At 65.9% G+C, this 25,303-nt stretch carries 21 protein-coding genes; 13 read left to right on the top strand and 8 right to left on the bottom strand.

Annotated features, from left to right (window positions below):
• Positions 1-12: 12 nt before the first annotated feature.
• From VGK32_24070 to VGK32_24060, 3 genes are read left to right on the top strand one after another with little or no spacing between them, the layout of a single operon-like run.
• Positions 13-2,385, top strand: coding sequence for a radical SAM protein (locus VGK32_24070; protein HEY3384849.1), 2,373 nt, complete (start codon positions 13-15; stop codon positions 2,383-2,385).
• Complete coding sequence (locus VGK32_24065) at positions 2,382-3,485, top strand: uroporphyrinogen decarboxylase family protein (GenBank protein ID HEY3384848.1); 1,104 nt, start codon at positions 2,382-2,384, stop codon at positions 3,483-3,485. The genes VGK32_24070 and VGK32_24065 overlap by 4 nt, the downstream gene beginning before the upstream one ends.
• Positions 3,482-4,144 (top strand): corrinoid protein, encoded by a 663-nt coding sequence (locus VGK32_24060; protein HEY3384847.1) that lies wholly within the window; start codon positions 3,482-3,484, stop codon positions 4,142-4,144. The genes VGK32_24065 and VGK32_24060 overlap by 4 nt, the downstream gene beginning before the upstream one ends.
• A 3-nt stretch (positions 4,145-4,147) precedes the next feature.
• On the opposite strand, the gene VGK32_24055 is transcribed toward VGK32_24060, so the two are convergent.
• The 4 genes from VGK32_24055 to VGK32_24040 are packed head-to-tail and all read right to left on the bottom strand — an operon-like array spanning position 4,148 to position 8,876.
• On the bottom strand, positions 4,148-5,443 hold the full coding sequence (locus VGK32_24055; protein ID HEY3384846.1) for a hypothetical protein: 1,296 nt from the start codon (positions 5,441-5,443) through the stop codon (positions 4,148-4,150).
• A complete protein-coding gene (locus VGK32_24050) occupies positions 5,440-7,209 on the bottom strand; it encodes a carbamoyltransferase C-terminal domain-containing protein (GenBank protein ID HEY3384845.1) in 1,770 nt (589 codons plus the stop codon). The genes VGK32_24055 and VGK32_24050 overlap by 4 nt, the downstream gene beginning before the upstream one ends.
• A 49-nt stretch (positions 7,210-7,258) precedes the next feature.
• Complete coding sequence (locus VGK32_24045; protein HEY3384844.1) at positions 7,259-8,023, bottom strand: hypothetical protein; 765 nt, start codon at positions 8,021-8,023, stop codon at positions 7,259-7,261.
• 16 nt (positions 8,024-8,039) lie between these two features.
• A complete protein-coding gene (locus VGK32_24040) occupies positions 8,040-8,876 on the bottom strand; it encodes a class I SAM-dependent methyltransferase (protein ID HEY3384843.1) in 837 nt (278 codons plus the stop codon).
• 179 nt (positions 8,877-9,055) lie between these two features.
• On the opposite strand from VGK32_24040, the gene VGK32_24035 reads away from it, so the two are divergent.
• The 10 genes from VGK32_24035 to VGK32_23990 all read left to right on the top strand — a co-directional run bounded on the left by VGK32_24035 (position 9,056) and on the right by VGK32_23990 (position 20,382).
• The gene (locus tag VGK32_24035) at positions 9,056-9,916 is read left to right on the top strand and encodes a transketolase (GenBank protein HEY3384842.1); all 861 of its coding nucleotides are present in this window, start codon (positions 9,056-9,058) and stop codon (positions 9,914-9,916) included.
• A gap of 2 nt (positions 9,917-9,918) precedes the next feature.
• Positions 9,919-10,860: a transketolase C-terminal domain-containing protein gene (locus VGK32_24030; GenBank protein HEY3384841.1), complete on the top strand. Its 942-nt coding sequence runs from the start codon at positions 9,919-9,921 to the stop codon at positions 10,858-10,860.
• Position 10,861: 1 nt separating this feature from the next.
• Entirely contained in the window at positions 10,862-12,364 is a 1,503-nt protein-coding gene (locus VGK32_24025; GenBank protein HEY3384840.1) for a radical SAM protein, read from the top strand.
• A gap of 37 nt (positions 12,365-12,401) precedes the next feature.
• Positions 12,402-13,244, top strand: a complete 843-nt coding sequence (locus tag VGK32_24020) for a class I SAM-dependent methyltransferase (GenBank protein HEY3384839.1) — start codon at positions 12,402-12,404, stop codon at positions 13,242-13,244.
• Positions 13,245-13,262: 18 nt separating this feature from the next.
• Positions 13,263-14,708, top strand: coding sequence for a hypothetical protein (locus VGK32_24015; protein HEY3384838.1), 1,446 nt, complete (start codon positions 13,263-13,265; stop codon positions 14,706-14,708).
• A complete protein-coding gene (locus tag VGK32_24010; GenBank protein ID HEY3384837.1) occupies positions 14,705-15,997 on the top strand; it encodes a glycosyltransferase in 1,293 nt (430 codons plus the stop codon). The genes VGK32_24015 and VGK32_24010 overlap by 4 nt, the downstream gene beginning before the upstream one ends.
• Before the next feature lie 25 nt (positions 15,998-16,022).
• Positions 16,023-17,195 (top strand): glycosyltransferase, encoded by a 1,173-nt coding sequence (locus VGK32_24005; GenBank protein HEY3384836.1) that lies wholly within the window; start codon positions 16,023-16,025, stop codon positions 17,193-17,195.
• 715 nt (positions 17,196-17,910) lie between these two features.
• On the top strand, positions 17,911-19,125 hold the full coding sequence (gene corA / locus VGK32_24000; GenBank protein HEY3384835.1) for a magnesium/cobalt transporter CorA: 1,215 nt from the start codon (positions 17,911-17,913) through the stop codon (positions 19,123-19,125).
• A 20-nt stretch (positions 19,126-19,145) separates the two neighbouring features.
• On the top strand, positions 19,146-19,649 hold the full coding sequence (locus VGK32_23995; GenBank protein HEY3384834.1) for a protein-disulfide reductase DsbD N-terminal domain-containing protein: 504 nt from the start codon (positions 19,146-19,148) through the stop codon (positions 19,647-19,649).
• Between the two features lie 49 nt (positions 19,650-19,698).
• Entirely contained in the window at positions 19,699-20,382 is a 684-nt protein-coding gene (locus tag VGK32_23990) for a peptidylprolyl isomerase (GenBank protein HEY3384833.1), read from the top strand.
• A 40-nt stretch (positions 20,383-20,422) separates the two neighbouring features.
• On the opposite strand, the gene VGK32_23985 is transcribed toward VGK32_23990, so the two are convergent.
• The 4 genes from VGK32_23985 to VGK32_23970 form a co-directional block, all read right to left on the bottom strand.
• Entirely contained in the window at positions 20,423-21,505 is a 1,083-nt protein-coding gene (locus VGK32_23985) for a tRNA-dihydrouridine synthase family protein (GenBank protein HEY3384832.1), read from the bottom strand.
• 86 nt (positions 21,506-21,591) lie between these two features.
• Complete coding sequence (locus VGK32_23980) at positions 21,592-22,683, bottom strand: AI-2E family transporter (protein ID HEY3384831.1); 1,092 nt, start codon at positions 22,681-22,683, stop codon at positions 21,592-21,594.
• Positions 22,684-22,853: 170 nt separating this feature from the next.
• On the bottom strand, positions 22,854-23,948 hold the full coding sequence (locus VGK32_23975; GenBank protein ID HEY3384830.1) for a DUF362 domain-containing protein: 1,095 nt from the start codon (positions 23,946-23,948) through the stop codon (positions 22,854-22,856).
• 20 nt (positions 23,949-23,968) lie between these two features.
• On the bottom strand, positions 23,969-25,237 hold the full coding sequence (locus VGK32_23970; protein HEY3384829.1) for a PLP-dependent aminotransferase family protein: 1,269 nt from the start codon (positions 25,235-25,237) through the stop codon (positions 23,969-23,971).
• Positions 25,238-25,303: the final 66 nt, after the last annotated feature.

Raw genomic sequence — 25,303 nt, 5'->3', positions numbered from 1 at the left:
GGGAGGAACACGATGCGAATCCTGATGATCGTGCCGCACCTTCCGGGCTTCGTATCCATGTTCACGTTTCCGACTGGATACGGCTACCTGGCGGCCGCGCTGCGAGAAGCGGGCCACGAAGTCTGCGGGTGCAATCCGAACAACGATTTCACGTTCCCGAACCCGGACGAGATGGTCCGCCTCCGCGTCTCCCGCGCGCTCAGCGAGTACCAGCCCGATCTCGTGTGCATGGGCGGCTTGTGCACCTCGTACATGTTCTTTCGGGACACGCTGCGCCTGCTTCGGGACCTCGCCCCGCACACGCCCGTCGTGCTCGGCGGCGGGATCGTCAATCACGATGCCGCGCTCGTCTTTCAGACGCTGCGCCCCGATTTCTGCGTGGTGGGCGAAGCCGAAGACGCGCTCGTCCGCCTCGTGGAGACGCTCGAACACCGACGCCCGCTGGCCGACGTGCCCAACATCGGCTACTGGCAGGACGGGCGCGCGTGCTTCACGCCGGTTGTCCACGCCTCCCGCGACATCAACTCGCTGCCGTTTCCCGACTACTCGCCCTTCGGCGCGGACGAGATGATAGAGCGGTACTCCGCGGCCGCACCGTACTTCTACCGCTACACGCGCGTGCGGCCCAGGCTCGTCACGGTTGTCACCGCACGCGGCTGTCCGTTCAGGTGCACCTTCTGCATTCACGGCCATGGGCCGCACTATCGCGCCCGCACCATCGACAACTGTCTCGAGGAGATCGGGCTGTTCTACGAACGGACGCAGTTCAACGTCATGCTCATCGTCGACGAACTGTTCGCGGCCAACAAGGGCAGACTGAAGCAGTTCTGTGAGCGCCTGATCGAGGCGCGCGAGCGCCGGGGCTGGGACTTCGACTGGGCCTTCCAGACCCACGCGCGCGCAGCGCTCGACGGGCCGACCGTGAAACTCGCCAAGAAAGCGGGCTGTTTCCATTTCTCGTATGGATTCGAGAGCGCGAGTCCCAGTGTTCTGGCGAGCATGAACAAACGATCTTCTCCGGAACTCGTGCTCAACGGAATCCGCGCGGCCGCAGAGGCGGAAGTGGCCTTCGGCGGGAACCTGATCTTCGGCGATCCGGCGGAGACGCTCGACACCATCCGCGAGTCGCTGGCGTTCCACGACACCCACTGCCGCGACGCGGTCATCCAGTTCGCCACCGTGAGGCCCTATCCCGGCAGCGCCCTGTTCGACCGCTGCCTCGACACCGGCCTGATCGCCGACCGCCTGCGATACTACGAGACGATGGACGCCATGCCCCTGAACATGACCTCGATGTCCGACGAGGCGTGGTTCGGCTGGTGTCAGACCGCGCTCGCCTCGCTCTGGCAGTACGACTGGGTCAAGATCGCGCCAGCGACCGCCATCGAGCCGCTCACCAGCCTGTTGCCCTCTGCAGCGCACGATTCGCATATGGACCACTACTGGCGGGTCCAGGGCGAGTGTCCGCACTGCCGGCACCCGCTCGCATTCACCGAGATGGTCGAAAATTTCGAGCAGGCGGCGGAGGAGACCGTCTGGGTGCTCACCGGCTGCGCGCGCTGCAACAAGAGGATCAAGGTGACGATCTCCGCCGACATGGCGCGGAGCGTCGCCCTGGGAGCATGGCTCGATCGGCTCATACTGCCGCCGGACGCCGATGATCAGCCGGTCACCCCGGACGCGCTCGCGGTCGAGCCGCTGACGGCAGACGACCGGGCTCGGTTCGCCGCGCAGTGGTACCAAGCCGAGGCGGATCCCACCCGCCTGGCGGTCGTCCTGCGCAGGGCACGGGCCCTGAAGGTTCCACCTCCCAGGCGTATCGATCCGCGGCTGTTGCAGCAGCTCGAGATGGAGGCGTTGGCCACATCCATATCGCGATCCGGGATCGCCAGCCTTGCGATCTACGGCGCCGGCGGGAACGGCCGCACCCTGGCGCGGGCCTTGCGGCGAAGGGGCGTCGGGATCGAACTCATTGCCGACGGCAACCGCGCGCTTCACGGTACGACCGTCGAGGGCGTGGAGGTCGTGCCGCTGGCTCGCGCCGTTGCTGGCGGAACGCGTGCGTGGGCGATCGGCTCGTCGCGGTCAGCTGGCGAGATCCTGAAGATCATTCGAGCGCAGTGCCACGAGCAGGACCCCGTCGTGTTCTCCATCGTGACGCGTCCGCTGGACTGGTGCCGACCGTCGGATTGGCGGGACGCCGAGGTCCTCAGGGACTGGCGACACCTCGTGCGTCTCCGCTTCCTCGACGCGCTCGACGGTCAACGCACCTGGGAGGCGCTGTTCCTGGGCGTCGCCTTCGAGACAGTCGCGTTCCTGGGCGCAAACCGAAGCGTCTACCGGATCGGGGACGCTGCTTCGCTGCTGAGCGGTGTGTTGGAATGACGAAGCGCGAGAGGCTCACGCGGATTCTCGACCGGCAGCCAGTCGACCGGCTGGCATGGACGACGCTCGCCGATACCGCCACGCTCAGCGGGATGGACGATCGCCGTCGAGGCATGTCCATCCTCGAGTTCTACCGCCACATCGATTGCGACATCCTCCAGCAGGGCAACCACCATCTGCCACCCGAGGCGTGGGCGCAGTACATCCGCCGGGTCCAGCCGATCGAAACCTCCTGGTCGAGTCGGGACGACATCGTCGAGCGACGTATGGTCTCCCCGTGGGGCGAGCTGGCGACCGTGTGGCGGAAGAGCCACCCGATCAAGTACACGGTGACCAGCGCGGAGGAACTCCGCCTTCTCGCACGGATTTGGCGCGAGAGCCACTACGAACCAGATCCCGGCGCGCGCGCGTCCGAACGCCGGGCCATCGACCTGGTGGGAGAGGATGGCCTGTACCTGCCGACGCTTGAACCTTCGCCGGTGCAGCAGCTGATCCAGACAGACCTCGGCCTCGAGCAGTTCTATTACTACCTCGAGGACCATCCCTCCGACATGACGGACCTGATGGCCGAGATGCAACGCTGTCGCCTCCAGGAGTGCGAGATCACGGCGGCGCTGACCGCGGCTCCGGCGCTGATGGCCATCGAGAACACCAGTTCGACTCTCACCAGCCCCCGGTACTACCGTCGCTTGAGCCTTCCGCACGTGACCGAGTACATCGACGCGACCCACCGCCACGGCAAGAAGATCGTGTTACACATGTGCGGGCTCCTCCACCACCTGCTGCCGATGCTGGCAGGTGCCGGGATCGACGCCATCAACGGGCTGACACCTCCACCTGTCGGTGACTGCGGGCCGGAAGAAGCGCTCGATGTGCTCGGCGAGGATCTCGTCCAACTGGGAACCACGCTGCCGGCGTTTCAGGAGCCCGGCGCGACACGGGAGTCGATCTGGCAGGCACTCGACGAGTTCTACAGTCCGCGGATTCGCCGGTCACACATGCTGCTCTGGGTCGTGGCCGACGGCCTGCCGACGTCAATCGACCGATTCGAGTCGGTGCGGGAGTGGATGGAGAGACAGGGTGGAGGATCACCGGCGTGACATGTCGCGACTTGTCCGAGGCAGTCGAAGAGGGCGCCGCAAACCTCGCGCGGGAGCGTGCGACGGCGCTCCTCGCCGAGGGCGTCGAGGCCGAGGAGGTTCTCCGGTTCGGGCTGCTCGACGCCATGGAACGAGTCGGGCAGCGATTCAAGACCAGTGAAATCTTCGTCCCCGAAGTACTGCTGGCCGCCCGGGCGATGCAGGCCGGATTGTCGGTCATCGAGCCGCGCCTCCGACGGAACGCGATCGGCTCACGCGGAACGCTGCTGCTCGGCACCGTCGAAGGCGATCTGCACAGTCTCGGCAAGAACCTCGTCCGGATCTTCGCCAAGTCAGCCGGCTTCACCGTGATCGATCTCGGCGTGGACGTTGCGCCCGGCGTCTTTCTCGATGCCGCGAAACGGCATCCGGAGGCCACCGTCGTCGGCATGTCCGCGCTGCTGACGACCACGATGCCGATCATGCGGACGGTGATCGAGCGGTTCGAGGCCGAAGGGCTCCGGAGCCGCTTCAGATTCATCGTCGGCGGCGCCCCCGTGTCAGAGCGCTACGCCTCAGAAATCGGTGCGGACGGATTCGGACCTGATGCGGCAACCGCCGCGGACCAACTGAAGGCGTGGGCGTCCGAACAACGCCCGACGGCCGGCCGCGGAGCCTGACGATCAGACGCGACCAGTCGCCGTCATTCGGGCGGTCAGTTCCGCGAAATACAGTTCCGCCAGCTTCTCGTCCCCCGCCGGTGTGGTGTGCGCGTAGTCGTAGAAGAGGTCATCAGACGCCCCGTACCGTCCGAACGCCCGATGGGCATCCACCACTCGCACGTCTGACGGCAGGCGGGCGAGTTGCGGGAAGGCCTCGTAGAGGAACGGCAACTTCCGAAGCGCCGCGTCGTATTGCGGATGTCCGACTGCGGAAATCTTCGCTTCGCGCGGGCTCATCGCCGCCTTGCTGAAGGCCGTGGGCTGGAATCCCCAGACGAACTCGCTGCCTGCACCTTCGACCATCCGCCGGAATTGGGTCTTCCGTTCGACGTAGGCGCGGACCACAACGTGGGGCAGGTTCAGCACCGTGAACGGCTCGGTCCGATGGGTGAGCGCCTCGTTGGGCCCACCGTGCAGCAGTTGGCTCCACCACTCGAACTCCGCCTGGTAGGCGATCGAATGTTCGCCAAGCAGCCAGGGGTCGCTGACGAGACCGTACAGCAGATCGTTGAATCCGTCGTGCGCGATCACGTAGTCGGGCTTCACGCGGGACGCAAACAGAACGTAGTTGATGATCTCATTCAGGACGACATTGCCGAACAGGCCGAGGTTGATGACGGTGAACGTCAGTCCCAACCCACCCGCCGTGCTCCAGTCGTTCAGCCGCGCTTCGAGTCGCGCAGGAAACGACTCCTCGGGAAAGCACGCCTGGCTCCACGTCGAGGACCCGCCGAAGACCGCCACGACCTTGTGACACGCCGCCCGCGACTCGAGCGTGAGCCAGTCGGTGTTTCCGCGGAACCCGAACGAGTCCACTGGGCCCATCCCCGGCCACTGGACACCGTATCCATACGGAAAGAAGTAGTAGCCCGCCTGGTCACGAGGCGCCAGCCGGCTGAACGCGTGGAGGTCGAGCGCCGGCAGGTCGGCACGATTGAACGGCTGGTTTCTCAGCGTCAGCCGGCCATCGCGCTCCTGCACGTAGAGCCGGCCGGGCAAGGCACCGGACGGCCACATGGCGCTCTCGGGCTCCCCGAATCCCCGCACAAGAACGACCGCGTCCATCTCCGACAAGTCCGACGCACAGTGGTAGATGGCGACCGGTTGGCGGAGGGTTTCGGTATATCGTCCGGCCGCCGGCTGCTCCGACGACAGGACGATGTCTGCGCCCGGATGGGTTCGCCGAACCCATTCGAGGCGGCGCGCCAGGTCGTCGTCTGCAGCCGGGTTCGGAGGCAGCACGTACAGAACCTTCATGACAGCTCGCTCTTCTCGATCAAGACGTTGCCGAGCACCAGGACATCCATCCCGCTCCACCCGAAGGTCCACAGCGCGTCCCATGGCGACGCGACGATCGGTTCACCACGAAGGTTGAACGACGTGTTCAGGACCACGGGCACGCCGGTCAGTTCGTCGAAGCACGCGATGAGGCGGTGGAACCACGGGTTGGTCGCGCGGCTCACCAGTTGCACCCGCGCGGTCCCGTCCACATGCGTCACCGCCGGGATGACCCGGCGCTTCGCAGCGTGCACGTTGGCCACCGAGATCATGAAGTAGTCGGGGCTCTCGAGGCCGAATGGTGGGAGGAGGTCGAAGAACTCGCGCGCCCGATCATCGAGGACCGCCGGCGCGAACGGTCGGAACGGCTCCCTGAACTTGATCTTCTCGTTGACGAGACGCTGCATCTCGGGGATTGTCGGATTCGCGAGAATGCTGCGCGCGCCGAGCGCCCGCGGGCCCCATTCGAAGCGGCCGCGGCACACGCCAACCACCGCGCCTTCCGCGAGCCGACGTGCCACCGTTCGCAGCAACTCGTCCTCTTCCTCGAACCGGTGCGACCGTCGCACCGATCCCCGACGGAGGGCGGCATCGACATCGTCTTGTCCGTAGTCCGGACCGAGAAAGGCCGTCGTGAGCGCGCCCCGGCGCGGCAGCGCGCGCTCGGCGTGCGCGTAGAAGAGCGCCGCGCCGAGCGACGTTCCCGCATCGCCGGCCGCCGGCTGGACGTAGAGGCGCCCGGACATCCGTCGCTGCAACTTGCCGTTGGCCAGCGAGTTGAGCGCCACCCCGCCGGCGAGACAGACGTCTGGCAGTCCAGTTCGACGCACAGCGGACTCGACCACATGGAAGATCGCCTGCTCCACGACCGACTGCACGCTGGCGGCTAGATCGGCGTAGTGTCGGCTCGTCGTCTCGAGGTCGCTCGACGCCGGCCGTTGTCGATCGCCGACCGAAAACGGGCTGTCGGGAGTCCGCGCCGGGCCGAGCAGGTCTGTCAGGCGTGACGTGTAAGGCCGATCCTCCGGCGTCAGGAACTCGAAATAGCCAGTGTCGAGCGACAGCATGCCATCGTCCTCGAGGCGCAGCAGAGGCACGATGCGGTCAACGGAGCGAGGATCGCCAAACCCCGCCATCCCCATCACCTTGTACTCGCCCTCGTTCACTTCGAAGCCGAGAAACGCGGTGAATGCGCTGTAGAACAACCCCAGCGAGTGCGGGATGTTCATGCTGTAGAGCTTTTCGAGCCGGCTGCCGCGTCCGGTCCAGACGGTCGCCGCCTCGTACTCGCCGACGCCGTCCATCGTCACCACGGTCGCGCTGTCGAAAGCCGACGCGAAATAGGCCGACGCGGCGTGCGCCGCGTGATGCTCCACCGAATGGATTCGGTCCAGCGGCACACCGACCGCATCGGCAACCCGACGCCGAACGTCGAACTTCCCATGGGCCATCCACGAGCGGACGGTCTTCTCGAGGTAGGCCGCGCCCGCAGGCAGGTTGCTCGCCGCGGAATGAACGACCCGATCGAACTTCTTCGGCGCCGATTCGTGGAGTACCACGGTATCGAGATCCGCGGAGGTGATCCTGCCCTCAGAGAGGACGTAGTCGATTGCTCGACGCGGAAGATCGGGGTCGTGCTTCCGCCGCGTGAATCGTTCTTCGAGCGCGGCCGCCACCACCTCGCCGTCGCTGAGCAGCGCCGCCGACGCGTCGTGAAAGCCGAACGCCAGACCGAGGATGTACATGGTGTCGTCCGTCTCCATCGTCACCCGGCGTGGATTGCCGATGGCTGTCTCATTGCATCTGGTAGACGAAGGGCGATGGGGAGGCCACGCGCGAACCGGAGGCCATCGGTTCGGTCCACTGGTGCACGAAGCGCCGGTAGTTGCAGAGCACGAACGCTGTCGCCCACGCAGCCCCGGCCTCGATGAACTCGCGCACGAGATCGCGGCACGCCGCGTCGGCCGCACAGAGCGCGGGGTCGCCGGCCAGCCGGGCTCGCCACGAATTAACCGGCCTCAGAACAAGCCGGTCGCACCCGTCGAGCAACGTGGCGAGTTGACTCGCCATGGCGCACTCGTGGCGGCGAGAGGCGATCACGATGGGCGGACCCGGGCTCGCGCACGCCGCCGCCGGGGTAATGATGTCGATACCGTCGACGCGACGGAGGCGCAGCGCGTCGTTGTCCACGAAGCAGGCGACCCTGGCCCCCGCCAGTCGGACGAGGTCGGCAAAGAACCGGCCGTCCACGCCGGAGCCGAAAATCGCCAGCTCCCGGCAGCCCAGATCCTGCGCGTCCTCCACCACGTGCACCAGCAGCCGTTCGAAGACGACATCCGGCACCGGGACATCCGGCGGGGCCAGCGGGAGGGTCAGCGTCAGCAGGCGCCTGGCCAGCACGCGATCAGCCTCCACCGTCCGAATCAGAGCTGAACCGCCGAGGTCGAGGGCGTACTGGTAGGCCGGTGCCCCCGCGCACAATGCGGACACGGAGGCGGCCCAACGGCGGTCGCACGGTTCAAGCGCATAGGCGGCGTCGGCCGCGTCGTTCATGCTCATGACTCTCTGCCTGGCGTCACATCTGCTTCAGCAGGACGACGAAGAAGCCGGGGAAGTACCTCCGGGCGGCCAGTCTAGCCAGCCCAACCGTCTCCTGTGCAGGCTCCGCGTCGAGTACCGACGTCCAGTCGGTGACCGGCTGGAAGCCGTTCAGCGACGTCGACACCACTGCGGCACCGCTCCGCTGGATTACCGGAAGCAGTTCCCGGAGCGTGTGCTGCGTTTCGTGCGGGTGCAGCACCTGGTCGCGGAACCAGGAGCGGCAGTGGTCCGCGTCGACCGGTTGCGAACCGAACAACGTGCGGAACTCCTCGTACAACTGTGCTTCCGAAGCCCCTGCGCTCCTCAGCCGATCGAAGTGCTCCAGGAACGGACGCCGCCCGTAACGATGATACAGCCCGACCAGCGCATGGCCGCGTGGTCGGACGAACACGCGCAGCAGGCGATCCAGCGCCGCTTCGCAATCGTTGGTGTGGTGCAGCACCCCGAGGGACACGACCACGTCGAACTTCGCCTCGGGCTCCCAGAGGAAGAGATCGGCGGGATGGAACGTGCTCTCCACTCCGAGTGCCGCAGCCGTCCGGCGGGCGAACTCAACCGCAACAGGATTGAAGTCGATGCCCACAATCGGGCAATCGTAGTGGTACGCCAACGCGTTGCCGAACCAGCCGGTTCCGCATCCCACATCGAGGACGGCGGTGCCGGGGCCCAGCAGCGGCACCAGTTGCGGATATTCGAGAATCGGATCGCGACTACGGATCTCAGCCGCCATGGCGCGAGGCGATCCTGCCATGTTGAACGGTTGAGATTGGTAGAACGCCAGCACGTCAGGATTGGCAGGAGTCCTGGTCATCCGCGCACCCCGTCTCGATTGTTCCCACGGAGGCCCGTCGGTGCCGATATGATGGAAGGCGGATTGCAGCCTGTCAAGATCCGCCGCCGCCGGATCGGCCGTCGTCTTGCACGCCGGCGCACTGCACCCGTAGAATGACCACTTCCACCAGTTCCAGCTCCCGGCGAGGTCCCGGCACGATGAGTGAGCGGCAACCGGTCGAGCATTCTCCCGAGATCGCCGATCTTCAGCGCCGCGCTCGGCAGATACGGGCCACGTGTGTTCAGATGGCGTTCGATGGCCGTCACGGCCATCTGGGCTCCGCGCTGAGCTGCGTGGACGTGCTGGTGGCGCTGTATGGCGGATTCCTCAGGGTTTCAACCGACGATCCGGCCGCCCCGGACCGCGACCGGTTCATCCTCAGTAAGGGGCACGCGTGCACGGCGCTCTACGCGGTGATGGCCGACCGCGGGTTCATCCCGACGTCCTGGCTGGCCGAGTACGCGCACCCCGACTCGCCGCTCGCGGTGCATCCCTGCAAGCACGCCCTGCCCTTGCTCGAGTGCTCGTCCGGAAGCCTCGGGCACGGCCTCGGGATTGCGACCGGCATGCTCTACGGCCACCGGATCGACGGCCGGCAGACCAGGGCCGTCGTCCTGATGAGCGACGGGGAGTGTAACGAGGGCAGCGTGTGGGAGTCCGCCACGTTCGCCGCCGCCCAGGGGCTGGAGAACCTGCTCGCTATCGTCGACTACAACGGACTGCAGGCCGTGGGCCGCAGCGATGACATCATGGGCCACACCGACCTGGCGGCAAAGTTCAGGGCATTCGGCTGGGGGGCGCAGACCATCGACGGCCACGACGTGTCCGAGGTCGGGCGCGCGCTGGCCGAGTTCCCGTTCGAGCCTGGGCGCCCGTCGGCAATTGTCGCGAAGACTCGGAAGGGAGCAGGCGTGCCGTTCATGGAGGACCAGGTGCTGTGGCACTACCGTGTGCCTTCGGCCAACGAGGTTGAGGCGGCGCTCCGGCACCTCGATGCGACCCCGTTGCACAAGAGCTGACGATGCGAAAGGCGTTTGCCGAGACCCTGACACGGCTGGCGGAGGAGAACGATCGGATCATCTTCCTCACCGGCGACCTCGGCTTCCAGACGTTCGACGAGTTCCAGCGGCGTTTCGGGCCACGATACGTGAACGTCGGCGTGGCGGAGGCGCAGATGATGTCTGCCGCGACCGGCCTCGCGCTCGAGGGCTGGCGTCCGTTCGTCTACTCGATCGCGTCATTTGCGACGGCCCGAGCCTTCGAGCAGGTTCGTGTCGGTATAGGCTATCACTCGCTCCCGGTCGTAATCGTGGGCGCAGGTGGCGGCTATCTCTACGCGTCGAGCGGGGTTACACACCACGCGCCCGACGACCTGGGCCTGATGTCGCTCCTGCCGGGCATGACCGTCGTGGCGCCGGCCGATCCGGTCGAAACCGAGGCCTTGTTGCCACAGTTGGCGACACTGGCCGGGCCGGCCTATATCCGTATTGGAAAGTACGGCGAACCGAGGATGGCTGCCGAGGAGACGCCCACGCTCGGCCGGGCGCGTCTCGTTCGTCGTGGCCAGCGGGTCCTGGTTCTCACCACCGGCGACATGGCCCGCGTGGCGGTCGAGGCCCTGGATGAGCTGTCGAGCGAGGAGATCCGCCCGATGCTCTACCAGATGCACACGGTGAAACCGCTGGATGTGGCCGCACTCGATCGCCTGGCCGATCAGGTGGACGCCGTCGTGGTCGCCGAGGAGCACGGGCCAGTGGGCGGGTTGTGGGCCGGTGTCTGCCACTGGTACGCCACGACGACCGGTCGCCGTCCACTGCTCAGGCGCCTTGGCGCGCCGGACGCGTACGTGCATGGAAGCCCGGGGCGCGAGGAGTTGCTGCGCCGGATTCGCTGCGACGCGACGTCCATCGCAGACGAGGTGCGAAGCGTGTGGGCGCGTGCGCCCGGTGCAGGAGATCGGTGAGATGGACAATCGGCTCGACATCCTTCTCGTCAATGTGGGTTCGAAGACGACGATCTACCAGGATCTGAGCAGGGATTACTCGGCGTGCGAACCGCCGTTTTGGGCGGCGCTGACCGCCGGCTATCTCCGGAAACAGGGCATCGCCGTCGACATCCTGGACGCGCATGGCCTCAATCTGAGCTTCGACGAGACCGCCCGAATCATCGCGCAGCGGGACCCCCGCCTCGTCGGCATCGTCGTGTACAGCCAGCAGGCGAACACCTGCAGCCCGATCATGGTCGCCGTCGAGCAACAGTGCAGGGCCATCAAGGCGCTCGAGCCACATCGGACCGTGGTGCTCAGCGGCTGGCATCCCTCGGCGCTGCCGGCGCGCACCATCGAGGAGTCAGTGTGCGATTTCGTCGTTCAGGGCGAAGGGTTCCACACCTTGCTGGCGCTGGTCCGCGGCGAGCCGCTCGACGACATTCCCGGGCTGTGGCAGCGGCGCGACGGGAAGCCGCTTGCCCCGATGTCGCGGGCGAAGAACGTGCGCGATCTGACAGGGGAACTCTCCGACGTCGCGTGGGACCTGATTCCCTGGACAAAGGCCCGGTATCGGGCGTTCAACTGGATGTGCCTCCAGGATCTCCAGTCGCGCGAACACTACGCATCGCTCTACACCAGCTTGGGCTGCCCATATCGATGCTCTTTCTGCGCCATCCACTCGACGTATGGAGAGCGGAAGATCAGGTACTGGTCCACCGACTGGGTGATGCGGCAGCTCGATACGCTGGCGCGCGAGCACGGCGTCCGGAACATCAACCTGATCGACGAACTCTTCGTCTTCAACGAGAAGCACTACCTGCCGATCGTCGAAGCGCTCCTGACGCGCGAGTACAGGCTCAATTTCTGCGCGTTCGCGAGGGTGGACGCGGTCGAGCGCATGAGCGCCGAGCACCTGGCGCTGCTCAAGAAGGCCGGGTTCAACTGGTTCAAGCTCGGGATCGAGTCGAGCAGCCTGAAGTCCCTGGCCGCGGTGAAGAAGGGCCGCTACGACAAGGACGTGATTCGGTCGGTCGTGGGGAAGATCCATGACGCGGGCATCGACCTCTGCGCCAACTTCATGTTCGGCCTGCCGGGCGAGGACTACGAGAGCATGCAGGACACACTCTCGTTCGCACTCGAATTGAACTGTGCGTTTCCCAGTTTCTTCTGTACCATGGCGCCGCCGGGATCGGACCTGTACGCGGAGGCCCTCGAGAAGGGGACCAGGCTGCCGGACACCTGGGTTGGCTACGCCCAGCAGGGCTACGAATTCCTGCCGCTGCCGACCGAGCACCTGACCGCCGCCCAGGTGCTGGAGTTCCGTGACTACGCGTTCACCGCGTACTTCGCGAACCCGAGGTACCTGGCGATGATCGAGCGGCGATTCGGCGCAGACGTGCGAGAACACATCGAGGGGATGACCCGGATCACGCTCCGGCGGAAGATCCTCGAGCAGCGAAAGGCGGCCGTCCCGGCCTGAGCCCGTAAGGCCGGTCCCCGCCCCACGAGGAAGCCTGATGTCCTGTCGCAGCCTTCTCTCCGCGCTCCATCCCGGCCGCCCCATCCTCCACATCGACCGGGCGATCCTCGGCGCCCCGGTCCGGCACCTGTTCATGATTGGGACGACGTGGTACCTGAAGGAGCGGTGCGGCCGTGACGCGCTGAGCGTGCTCGAGGTCGGCTCGTGGTGCGGCGCGTCCGCGCTCTCGTGGGCGCAGGGAATCTCCACGTACTGCGCGGGGCGCGGCTCGTTGACGTGCGTGGATGCCTGGACGCCGTTCTTCACCGAGACACCGGACGCGAAGGCCGACTACGCCGTGGCCATGGACGCGATGCTCGCGTCGGACGTGGCCTACGAGATCTTCGTGCACAACATGACCACGTTGCCGCCGGGAATCGCGGCGCAGCACGTACGGGGGCTGAGCGAGCACGTGCTGCCGCAGTTGCGCGATGCGCAGTACGACATTGCGTTCGTCGATGCGAACCACGCATATTCGTCGGTCCGCGCCGACCTGACGGCCACCCTCCGGCTGGTCCGCGACGGCGGCATCATCTGCGGCGACGACCTCAACCGGCAACTCGACGAGTGCGATGCGGCGCACGTCCATGCGAACCGCGAGCGCGACCTCGCCACCGATCCGGAGACGGGCCACAGCTATCATCCCGGTGTGACCGCTGCCGTGGCGGAAGTATTCGGTCGGGTCTCCGTCTGGGCTGGATTCTGGGCGATGCAGAAGGACGGCACCGCGTGGCGGCCGATCGTGCTCCGCGGAATGCCCGTCGTCTACCCGAAGCACTTCCCGGCCGCCGCGCTGGCGGATGCCCAGGCGCACTTCGCCGACATCCAGCACCTCGTCTGATCGACCCGGGACCTGTCCATGACTACACAGGGTGATCCGCTCGGCGAGGTATTCGTCTCGATCCAGCTCAATTCGAACCGACCGGATCATTTCCGCGATTTCCTGTCCAGCGTCGAAGAGACGGCATCCTGCCCATCGGCCGTCGAGGTCCTGGTCCACATCGATGAGGGCGATAAGGCGATGGAGCGGGCCGTGGTCGAGGAAGCCGCGTGTCGGGCCCTGCGCATTCGCTACCTGAAGACCGACATCGTCAGGAGTTTCTTCGACCTGTGGAAGCCGCTGAACCTGCTGCTGCCGATGACGGCGCCAACCGCGTACTTCGTGTTCAACAGCAGCGACGAGTTCAGGTTCCTCACGCAGGGGTGGGACGACGTCCTGCGGAAGTACGTCGGCTACTACGACGACCACATTTTCCGGATTCGCGCGTCGCGGTTCCGGTATCGCAACTACACGGACGTCTGGGAATGCGGCTGTGCGCCAGACAGTCTCGCGTTCTACACGACGCGCTGGCTCGCCATCGTCGGTGATTGGAATCCGTGCCTCGGCCCGGATTCCTTCCAGCAATGCGTCGCGTTCTATCTGAACACGAGCGATCCCTTCGACGTCAACGAGGAGAATCGCGACATCCCTGAACCGTTCCTGCGGTTCTCCGGCGAGGGTGCGAGCCTCGGGCTCGAGGGCGATGCACGGCGCCGGCGCGTGCACGGGCACATCCGCGAGTCGCTCGTCCTCTGGTCCCACCGGGTCCAGACCGAAGCCAAGCGCCGCGCGATGCTCTTGCTGGCCAATATCTGGGCGGGACGCCGCGGTCTCCCGGAGTCGACCATCGTCGAGGACAGACGGCGGCAGATGATCGTCGTGCGAGACCCCGTGCTGGACCGCCGGCGCGAGTTCCCGTACCGAGTTAGCCGGATAGCCACGGCGATTCGGAACAACTCACGCAAGCTCAGGTATGGTGTCTACGCAGGTGGCGGGAGGGATGCCGCACGCGGGACGAGGATAGCCGGCTTGGTGTACTACCTCGACTACCGCGCGCCAAGGCTCGCGGCGCGCGTGGACCGGGTGCTGTCGTGGCTGTCTCGCCAGTACCTGGCGTCGGTTGCGACGAATCTGGACTTGAGGCGCCAGATGAGGGCACTCACGGCCTACACCCGGCGTAACCAGACCGAGTACTACATCTACGGCACCGGCGAGTACTCGCGGCGGCTCTGCCGGTTCATCACCGACGCCAGACTTCAGCCACCGGTGGCGGTCCTCGAGATGCGTTCGATTCTCGACCAGAAGAAGGCTCGGACCGAGTTCATGGGGCTGCCGCTGCTCTGCGATGCCGATGTCATACCCCGGTTGTCGTCGGCTCCGTTCGTAATCATCGGGAGCCCCGTCTACCACAAGGAAATCGCGGCGCGGCTCAAGCAGCAGGGTTGCCAGGCGAAGCTCATCGATCTGTCAGGGTGGTCGTCGTGAACGACCGCGCGCCGCATCCAACCCTCTCCGTCTACACCACGTGCCGGAACGAGGCCCGGTACCTCGCCGACACGCTCGACTCGATCCTTGCGCAGACGTTCGAGGACTTCGAGATCGCCCTCGTGGACGGTGCCTCGACCGACGGGACGCTGGACATCCTACGGACCTACGAGCGCGAACCACGCCTCAAGTGGATCTCGGAGCCGGACGAGGGGCCCGGCGACGGATTCTACAAGGCGATGCGACGCGCGACGGGCACCTACGTGATGTGCCTTCCGGTCTCGGACTGCTACCTGTCGCCGACTTGGTTCGAGCAGTGCGTGGAGGTGCTGGAGCGGGATCCAGACGTGTCGATGGTGCACGGAAACGTGATGAGAATGCGACCGGATGGAGCCCTGATCGCTCCGCTCCATCCGAGTTGGACCGAGAGCCCGCCGCCGGGCAAGTTCGACTACTTCGCGTACTGGCTCGCCACGTTCATGCACGCGTCGGAAGTCACGTACTGCGTGCGGCGGTCCCCGTACCTGGAGTGCTACCCGCCGTTCCCGGGGCGAGCGCCGACCCCTGGCTCGCTCTCGGACCCACTTGGTGACGACGACTTCGCCAGGTTCGGCCCGCACATGAAGTGCCTGTTCAACTTCCACACCCGCGGGTACCTGGCCTCATATCTGCCGGTGATGGCGACGGGGGTGCGGGAGAATCTCGATAATCTCACGATCTCGAGGCGTCGCTACATCATGCTCGAGGCGCGGCGGTACACGTCTGACATCCGCGCGTATCGGGACGCGCTGCTCGATGGACGCATCGACCACGTCTTCAGGAGCGGACGGGGAGAGACGATTCGCATCATCGACGACGCCGCGCGAGACGCGTTCGCGGAGCGGGTCGCTCACTACCGCGCGACGGCACGCCAGATGTTCGACGTCATCGACGACGAGAATGTCCACCATCGGGATCGAGTGATGCTGTTCAGGCGAAAGTGGGCGCAGTGGTGCGAAGCGTTCGGCCCGTCCAGTCCGGTGGCCATCTACGCGGGCGGCCTTCACACGGAGCAGTTGCTCGAGATTGTGGGCGACGACCTGAAGCGATTGAACGTGATCGCGATCGTCGATCAGCGACCGACCCAGGGCGAGCAGATGCGAGGTATCCCGATCGTTCAGAAATGCACGTTCGATTTCTCAACAGTCGACCGCGTGATCGTCTCTTCGAAGGCGTATGAGGCGGAGATCTACGCGGAGTTGCTGGAGGTCCTGCCGCCGCACCGAATCGAACGGATATACGGCGTCTGACGGAGTTCGATCTCCCGGAGACCCGATGTTCGACACCACCGTCGCCATCGTCGCGAGAAACGCGGAAGCCACCATCGAGCGAGCGGTCCGGTCCGCGCGCGCGCAGGAGGGCTGCGCGCTGCTGCTCGTCGACGATGGGTCGGAGGACCGGACAATTGAGAAGGCGGTGGGTGCCGCGGGCGGCAGTCTCCGCGTGAGGAACGTCGACCAGCACCGAACGCTGGGACATGCGCGCCAGATCGCGCTCGAAGCCGTGGACACCGAGTTCGCCGTGTGGCTGGATGCCGACGACGAGTGCCTGCCGGGTCGTGCGGACCAGTTGGTTGGTGCGATGCGCGCCGAGGGGACCGACCTTGCCGTCGACGGCGCCGAGGTGCGCGACGGCGCGACTGGCGCGTTCGTGCGGGCTGCGCCGGTGCCACCATTCATGATGGGCCGGCGCGTGGCCGCGCGGCTGTTCGAGCGCAACTACCTGCCAATCGTGGGGCCCGTGGCGTTCAGGACAGCCTGGGCGCGCTCGATTGGTTACGACGTGGCCATGCACGGCGGTGAGGACTTCGATCTGCTCCTCCGCGGGATCGCAGCCGGCGGCGAGTATTCCCTCGCGCCCGACATCGGCTATCGCCTGTACACCTACCCGCACAGCCTCTCCCGGTGGCTCGACAATCAGCGGCGGATGCTGAGGTACAGCCTGGCCAAGCACGATGCCGGCGTCATCGATCGGCTGTATGCGCGGGCCGGGTACGACCGACGCACGACGATATGGGGTCACCTGTCGATCTCATTGTTTCGCGACGAGTTCGCCGCGGCGACCGATTGGTTGCGGGAGCTCGACGCGGGGGCGGTGCCGGCCGACGCGGTCGTGGAACCAGAAGGCCCGTACCCGTTCCCAGAAGGCTGGCGCCTGGACTTCCACGCCGGCACCGTTGCTCTGCTGCGGGGCGATCTCGCGGAGGCCGCCGACCGTCTCGCGGCGGCCGAGCGGCGCCGGCCGACCGCGGAAGGCGCCAACAACCTCGGAGTGGCCAGGTTTCGGCAGGGACAGCCGGACCGCGCCCGGCAACTCTTTGCGCGGGCGCTGGAACTCCGACCCGACTACCTCGACCCTGCGCTCAACGCGCAAGCCGAGAGGCCGGAGCGCGTCACCACCCATCCGTTCAGGGTTTCGCCGAGCCGCGAGGACTATCCAAGAGACTGAGGGAACTGCTCTCGAGGAGCCGGTCCCGTCACTGGCCTCCTCGCCTGCCGGACCACTATTTCGTCCACTGCACGCCGGCTGCCGCCTTGACGATCTCGACCGGAGTCCGCGCGGGCCCTGCGGTCGATCCAGGGTCCCGCACGTGAAGAAGCGCCGTCCGTCCTCTGCCGTCCGCCAAATGCCCTGGTCCGCCCAATCCCAGATGAACCCGCCTTTGAGTTGCGGGTTCCGCTCGATCACATCCCAGTAATCCTGCAGGTTGCCCACGCTGTTGCCCATCGCATGGGCGTATTTGTACCGGATCAGCGGTCGATCCGGCTTGATCCGCGCGTGGTTTTCGAGCAGGTTCGGCCGCTGCGCGTCCATCGGGACGTAGGCGGCATCGACACTGATGCCGTGCGACTCGATGTTCGCTTCGTCCACCACGTACGGTCCGTACTCGTCACACAGTTCGTACCAGCGGGGCTCGTCAGGATAGTGAGACGTCCGTACCGCGTTGATGTTGAACCGCTTCATCACGCGGATGTCGGCCAGCATCATCTCCTCGCCGATCGGGTAACCCGAGTTCGGCTCCGTGCTTGTCCTCGGCCGTGCGGAGCAGGACGGAAGCAGTACGGGCGGCACGAGGTGGCATGGTCGGCATTGTGGCCCGATGAACGAGACCGGCGGCCTTCCGCCTCGGTTCGCCGTATACTACCGAGCCAAAGGTCGCCACATGTCCACTTCCGCCAAACAGCCCGACAGCCAGGCGGTTGCCACCGCGCAACCAGACCACGCACCCGTCGAATCGACAGGCGGTCGCCGCCGATCGGACCACCATGGCCGCAAACGGTCGCGCGCGAGCGTGCCGCGACTGCTCAAGCGGTCCAAGCCCGGCGCCGTGGCGGGGATCGATCTCGACGACCTGGCCCGAATGCCGAGCACGGCTGAATCGGTGGCGATTTCCTGCATCGACTACGGCCCTGCCCAGGCGTCGGCCGCCGAGGTCAAGGACCTCGACAAGTTCCTGGCCGCGCACCGGCCCGAGTGGGCGGCGGTCCGGTGGATCAACGTCGACGGCCTCACCGACATGAAGGTCATCCGGTCGCTCGCGGAGAAGTACAACCTCCATCCGCTGGCAGTCGAGGACGTCCTGCACGTCACACACCGACCGAAGGTCGAGCAGTACCGCGACGAGGGACGCTACCAGGCCCGCCTGTTCATCATCGTCCGCATGCTCGACATGCCGAACGGGCACCTGCGCTCGGAACAGATCAGCATCTTCCTCGGTCACCACACCGTGCTGACGTTCCAGGAAAGCCCAGGCGACGTGTGGGACGCGCTCCGGCAGCGTTTGCAGGTGGCCGGTTCACGGCTGCGGAACAACGATGCGGGTTTCCTGCTGCACTCGCTGCTCGATGCGATCGTGGACAGCTGCTTTCCGTTGCTCGAGGTGTACGGCGATCGGCTCGAGGATGTCGAAGCGGCCGTTCTGGAGCAGCCGACGCCGGCGATCATCCAGGAGATCCACCAATTGAAGCGGGAACTGCTCCTGCTCCGGCGCGCCGTCTGGCCAATGCGCGAGGTCATCGCCGGGCTGCAGCGGGAGCCGCACGATTGCCTGAGCGACGCCACGCGCACCTACATGCGGGACATCTACGACCACACGGTGCAGATCATCGACATCGTGGAAACCTACCGGGAGGTGGCCACGGGGCTGACCGAAACCTACATGACCGCGATGAGCCAGCGACTGAACGAGGTCATGAAGGTGCTGACGATCATCGGCACGATCTTCATCCCATTGACGTTCCTGGCCGGCGTCTATGGGATGAACTTCAAGCACTTCCCTGAGATTGAGTGGATCTGGGGCTACCCCTTCTTCTGGACCATCTGCGCTGTCACGGCCGTGACGATGATCGTCTGGTTCAAGCGACGACAGTGGTTCTGACAAGCTGCTACCATGAAACCATGGTGATGCGCACCTCCACTCTACTTCTCGCGATCATCGGCGTCCTGGCCGTCGGCTCGACAGCGGGCGCCCAGAGTGTCGCGCCGATGGCCGTCGACTGGTCGGCGAAGCTCGAGCCGGTCGCTCGGTCCTACCCGCCGGGAAGCTCGTTCACCGTCGCGATCAGCGCCGCCATCCGTGAGGGCTGGCACGTGTACTCGACCGAGGAGGTGAAGGACGGACCGCGTCCGCTTCGCCTCGCGCTCGCTGGTGGCCAGCCGTTCACGCAGGCCGGCAAACTTCGGGCACCGGAGCCCCAGCGGGAGTTCGATGAGACCTTCAACCAGGTGGCGGGCTACTACGACCTACCGGTGACCTTCCGGCTGCCCGTGAAGGTGCTGCCGGAGGCCGGCGCGGGCGCGGCGACGCTCACGATCGAGGTCAACTACCAGGCGTGTGACGGCAAGATGTGCCTGCCTGGCCGGGCGGTGAAGGTCACCGTGCCCGTGACGATTGCGCGCTGAGCGAATCCAACATCTCCCGTCACGAACTCCAGCCCCCTGGAGGGCATCCATGCGATCATCTGCCACCATGATTTACGGCCTGTTGCTGTGGTGGACGTGCACGATGGCCACGACGCTCGTGGCGGGCCAGGCGGCAATTCCCTCCTTCGATCGATGGCTCCTCAAACCCGACGCGCCGGAGATGAACCGGCAGGCGCCCGATCGGTATCGCGTCCGGTTCACGACAACCAAGGGCACGATCGTCATCGACGTGCGCCGCGCGTGGGCGCCTCACGGCGCGGACCGGTTCTACAACCTCGTCGCGCACGGCTACTACAACGACTCCGCCTTCTTCCGCGTCATCGAGGACAAGTGGGCGCAATTCGGGATCCACGGCGAGCCCGCGGTGTCGGCGGCCTGGCGGACAACGGCGATCCCGGACGATCCGGCGGGACAGTCCAACGTTCGAGGCACCGTGGCCTTCGCGTTCGCGGTGCCGAATGGCCGGACCACGCAGGTGTTCATCAACCTGAGGGACAACTCGCCCACGCACGACAAGGAACCGTTCGTACCCTTCGGCCGGGTGATCGAGGGGCTCGACGTGTGCGACGCGCTGAACGCGGACTACGGGGAATCGTCGGGCGGTGGGATCCGCGCGGGAAAGCAGGCCCCTCTGTTCCAGGGTGGCAACGACTACCTGCGGAAGCACTTCCCCCGCCTGGACTACATCAGGGTCGCGGCGATCGAGCAGTGAGTGCCAGCCGACCAGGGCCAGAGACGCCACTGTCGCGCTCCTACCCGCTGACGGCGATCTCGCGTCTTCGATCGTTGTCCTCGGACGGAGGCGGGGCGGCCTCGGGATCGATCGTTTCCCCGGCCATCAGCCGTTCGGTGAGCCAATCCAGTGCGGCGTCGTCCTGCCTTGCCAGGACGGACTCGAGCGGCGTACGCGCGAAGGCCGTGTCTTCCCGTTCTTGCATGCCCGGCCAGGACCCGTCCGCGCGACGCGGGGCATAACGGCACCAGAAACCCAGGTGCCACCTGAGGAAGTCCGCGATCTGGGCGCGACCGCGCTCGTGATCGCCCCAGTGTTCGATCGCGAGGGCCACGTAGCGCCGGTAGACCGCCACGCGATCGTCTCCTGTCAGGTCCTGATAGCCTTGCGTCATCTCGCGGAACAGCCACGGTTTGATGAGCGCGCCGCGCGCTGCCATGACCGCCGCGCAGCCCGATCGCTCCATCGCAGCCTGCACGTCGTGCGGAAACAGCATGTCGCCATTGCCGATGACCGGCACGGAGACGGCGCGCACGACCTCGCCAATGGCGTCCCAATCGGCCGCGAACCGATACCGCGCGTCGCGCGTTCGCCCATGGACGACGATAGCAGCGGCGCCGCCGTCCACGGCTGCTCTCGCCACGTCGAGGTAATTACGCTGCTCGTCGTTCCATCCCAGCCGGATCTTCACGGTCACTGGCACGTTGGCAACGGCCTTCTTCATCTCCTCGATGATTCGCTGCACACGGCGCGGTTGGCGCGCGAGCGCTGCGCCGAGCCCCTTGCTCGTGAAGTAGTCGATCGGGCAGCCAACGTTGAGATCGACGAACTCGGCACCACGGCTCTCCGCGAGCGCCGCCGCCCATCCCATCTCTTCGGCATTCGACCCGGCGAGTTGCACGCCGAAGCAGGGTTCGTCGGGCGCCCGCCGGATCAACGCAAATTCCGAACGCCGCTTCTGTTTCAGGCGCCGCGCCACGGTCATCTCGCTGACGGTGATCCGTGCGCCCAACTCGACGCACAGCCGGCGGTAGGGAAGGTTGCAGCCCTTGGTCATCGGGCCGAGCATCACGGAACCGGGCAACAGGTCGAGAAAAGGCATGTGCGGTCAGCCAAACAGTCCAGAATCAAGGGTCCAGAGTCGAAAGTCCGGGGTCGAGAGTCGGGGGTCTCCGGGTGCAAGCCGTGCTACGGCGTCTGTGCCTCTGGCGGAGGAACTTCGCGGCGCGCTTCGGCGGCGAAGTCCAGCAGCGCCAGCACCAGCGCGATGAGCACGGGCCCGAGGAACGCCCCAATGGCGCCGAAGGCGCTGATGCCGCCGATGAGGCCGATGAACACCGGCAGCGTGCTGATCTTCGCCCGAGTCGAGATGAACAGCGGGCGCACCACGTTGTCGGCGCTCGAGACGACGGCGACGCCCCAGACGACCAGGAACACGCCCATGCCCCAGTGGCCGGTCAACACCAGCCACAACGCGGCCGGGACCCAGACGAGGGTCGTGCCGATGAACGGGATGAGCGAGGCGCCCATGGCCAGCACGGCGAAGACGATGGGCGAGGGCAGGCCGACGATGGCAAAGCCGATGCCGACGAGAGAGCCCTGAACCATCGCGGTCACGAGCGAGCCGAGCACGATCGCCCGCAGCACGCTTGACAAGTGCGCGAGCAGATCCGCCTTCCGTCGTTCATCGAGTGGAACGAGCACCATCGCGCGCTCGATCATGAGGTGGCCATCGCGAACGAAGAAGAAGAACAGGAACAACGCGAGGATGACGGCGACGACCGCGCCGAAGATGCTCGCGAACAACGAACCGCCGAGCGAGATCAGGGCCTGCAACAGATCCTGCCCGCCCTTGATTGCCGCGTCGCGCACCTGCTGCGCGCTGATCGGCACGAGGTTCCCAATCCGTTTGACGACGGCATCGACCGCGGGGAGCGCCAGCACGTCGCTGGGGCTCTGGATCTGGTACTGCGCAGCGCTCGACTGCAGGCGGCCGACCAGCTCCGAGGTCTGCATCACGAACATCGTGACGACGAAGATCAACGGGACGACGACCGTGACCACGACCGCGAGCGTGAGCAGCAGCGCGGCGAGACTCCTCCGCCCCTTGAAGGCGGCGGACATCCTCTCGGCAGCCGGATTGAGCAGGAACGCCAGCAGCCCGGCCCACAACAGCGGTCCGACGAGCGGCTGCAGCATCCACAGCATGGCGACGCCGAGCACCACGGCGGTGACCGAAGCAAACACGCGGGGATAGAAGGCACTCTCAGTCGATGGCATGGTGACTCTACGGCACTCTAGCACTTTCGCGGGGGGCCGTGGATCCCGGTCCTGCCTCGGGAGCCAGCCTTTGCGTGCGCGCGCCGTCAGACGCAATGATTGTTGAGCGCCACCCTCGGGGCTTCCGGCCGGAGGAGACCGGAATGGAGGACGTGCCCGATCCCTGATCCCTAATTCTCGTCCTGCTCGTACTGCTGGAACAACTGTCCCCAGCTCGTGTCCCGCTTCCACCGCTCGAACGTGCGGCGGTCCTTCATCGGCCAGCGGTAGTAGTCGTGGTAGGTCTCGGACGCGAACACGAACAGGTGCACGATGGGCGTGTGAAAGAGCAGCTTCTGGAACACCTTGAGCGGCGAGAACCAGAAGAGGTCGCCTCCGATGCTGGCGAGGTTGTCTCCGACGTGGAAGCCCCACGACTCCTGCGACACGTCATCGCCCACGAGTTCGATGTCGCGCGGGTCGCCGACGCCCAACCCGTCGTCGTGAGCGACGCGGATGTACTCGATGCTCATCGGGTCGAAGCCCATCATCTTCGCCGCGACCGCGTCGATGGCCACCTGGTCGACCGACGCCAGCATCACGTTCTTGATGACCGGATACATCGTGCGCGGTCCGGGACCGTTACCCGCGGTCGTCCCGTCCATCACGGCGAACACGCCCGGGTGGATCTCCTTCTGGATGGCGAGCAGGTCGACGAGCGTCCGATGGATCCACGAATGCGTATAGTGCCGATGCGTGTGTAGCAGGCCGCCGAACGCGTTCTTCATCGCGCCTGTCGTGGTCGTGTAGATGTGGCACTTGACGGTCGGCAGGTGGACGATGTTCTTACCCGGGAAGTAGTCGGGGATGTGAATGCCCTCGGGGAAGACCTTGTGGAGGACGTGCATCCGAGCCTTCGGATCGTAGCGGATCCACTTCATGTCCCCTTCGCGGAAGTTGTAGAGAATCGGGATGCCGTACTGCTTCAGGATCGGGACGTAGTGGTTGAGGTCTTCCCCCTTGAAGGCGTCGGTGACAACGGTCTTGTTCTGGACGCACGAGAGGTTGTCGTAGCCGCCAGCACGGAGCGCCTTGATCGTCCCTTCGAGTTGCCACGGCGTGGTGTTGGCGCCGGGGAACGGGAAGTGCCAGGAGATGTTGTCCTTGAGGATCGTCGGCGCTGCACGTGACAGCGCCTGCCGCATCCCCGCCAATTCACAGAGCCGCTCGGTCGCGTCGAGCACAGTTGACGGTTCGACGCGCAGCACGGCCACTCGACTCTTCATCTCGCTCCTGGCTCCTGTCCCTACGCCGTCGCCGTCCCGCGCTCCTTCTCGGCGTGGGCCTCGAGATGCCGCAGGATGACGCGGCCCAGGCGCGCGATCCCTTCCTCGATCTGCGGATCGTTCGCGTTGCTGAAGTTCAGGCGCATGGTGTTGTGGCCGCCGCCGCCGGGGAAGAACGGCGAGCCGGGTACGAACGCGACCTTCTCCTTGACCGCCGCGGTCAGCAGTTCCGCCGTGTCAAGCCACTCCGGCAACGTCGCCCAGAGGAACAGACCGCCCTGCGGGTGCGTCCACCTCACGCCGAGCGACGGATCCGGGAATGCCTTCTCCAGCGCCGCGAGCATCACGTTCCGGCGGTGACCATACACCTCGCGGATCTTGTGCACGTGGCGGTCGATGAAGCCACCGCGCCCCACCTCGTAGGTCACCATCTGATCGAACGTGCTGCACTGGAGGTCGGTGCCCTGCTTGGCCTGGACCAGCCGGTTGATGACCTCCTTCGGCGCGACAATCCAGGCCATTCGGAGACCCGGCGCGAGCGTCTTGCTGAACGTGCTCAGGTAGATCACGTTCCCTGTGTATTTCCCGTTGTGCTGACACTCGAGGCACTCCGCGTCGATGACCACGAGCGGCTTGATGTGCTCGCCCTCGTAGCGGAGCTGGCCGTAGGGGTCGTCCTCGATGATCGGAATGCCGTAGTGGTCCGACGCACGGATGAGCGCCTTCCGGCGATCGTACGGCATGGTGACGCCCGACGGGTTCTGGAAGTTCGGCAGCGCGTAGATGAACTTCGGGCCGCTGCGCAGCGAATCCTCCAACCTGTCTGTCACCATCCCGTCATCGTCGGCGGGCACCGTCACGAAGTCGGCGCCGTACATGGTGAACGCCTGGAGCGCCCCCAGGTACGTCGGATTCTCCGTGAGGACCTTGTCGCCGGGATTGATCAGGATCTTGCCGATGAGATCGAGCGCCTGCTGCGATCCGCTGGTGATGAGGACGTTGTCGATGTCCACCACGATGCCGTAGCGGGCCATGTGGCGGACGATCATCTCGCGGAGCGGCGGGAACCCCTCCGTGGTGCTGTACTGGAGGGCGATCCGACCCTTGGTTTCGAGGACGGTCTCGGTGGCCTCCTTCATCTCCTCGACCGGAAACAGATCGGGGCCGGGCAGACCGCCGGCAAACGAGATGATGTCGGGCAACGCCGTGAGCTTGAGCAGCTCCCGGATGACCGAACTCGTCATCCGCTGCGTCCGCTGCGCGTAGCGATGAACCCAGAGTGTGCTCATGAAGACGGCTCCTTGGACCTCACAGACGCTCCGATCCTAGTCTTTTGCGGGTGGGGTGCCAAGGGC

The organism is Vicinamibacterales bacterium, assembly GCA_036504215.1.
GTDB lineage: Bacteria > Acidobacteriota > Vicinamibacteria > Vicinamibacterales > Fen-181 > FEN-299.
The sequence above is the reverse complement of the archived record's forward strand: the minus strand, read 5'-3'. Positions and strand labels throughout refer to the sequence as shown.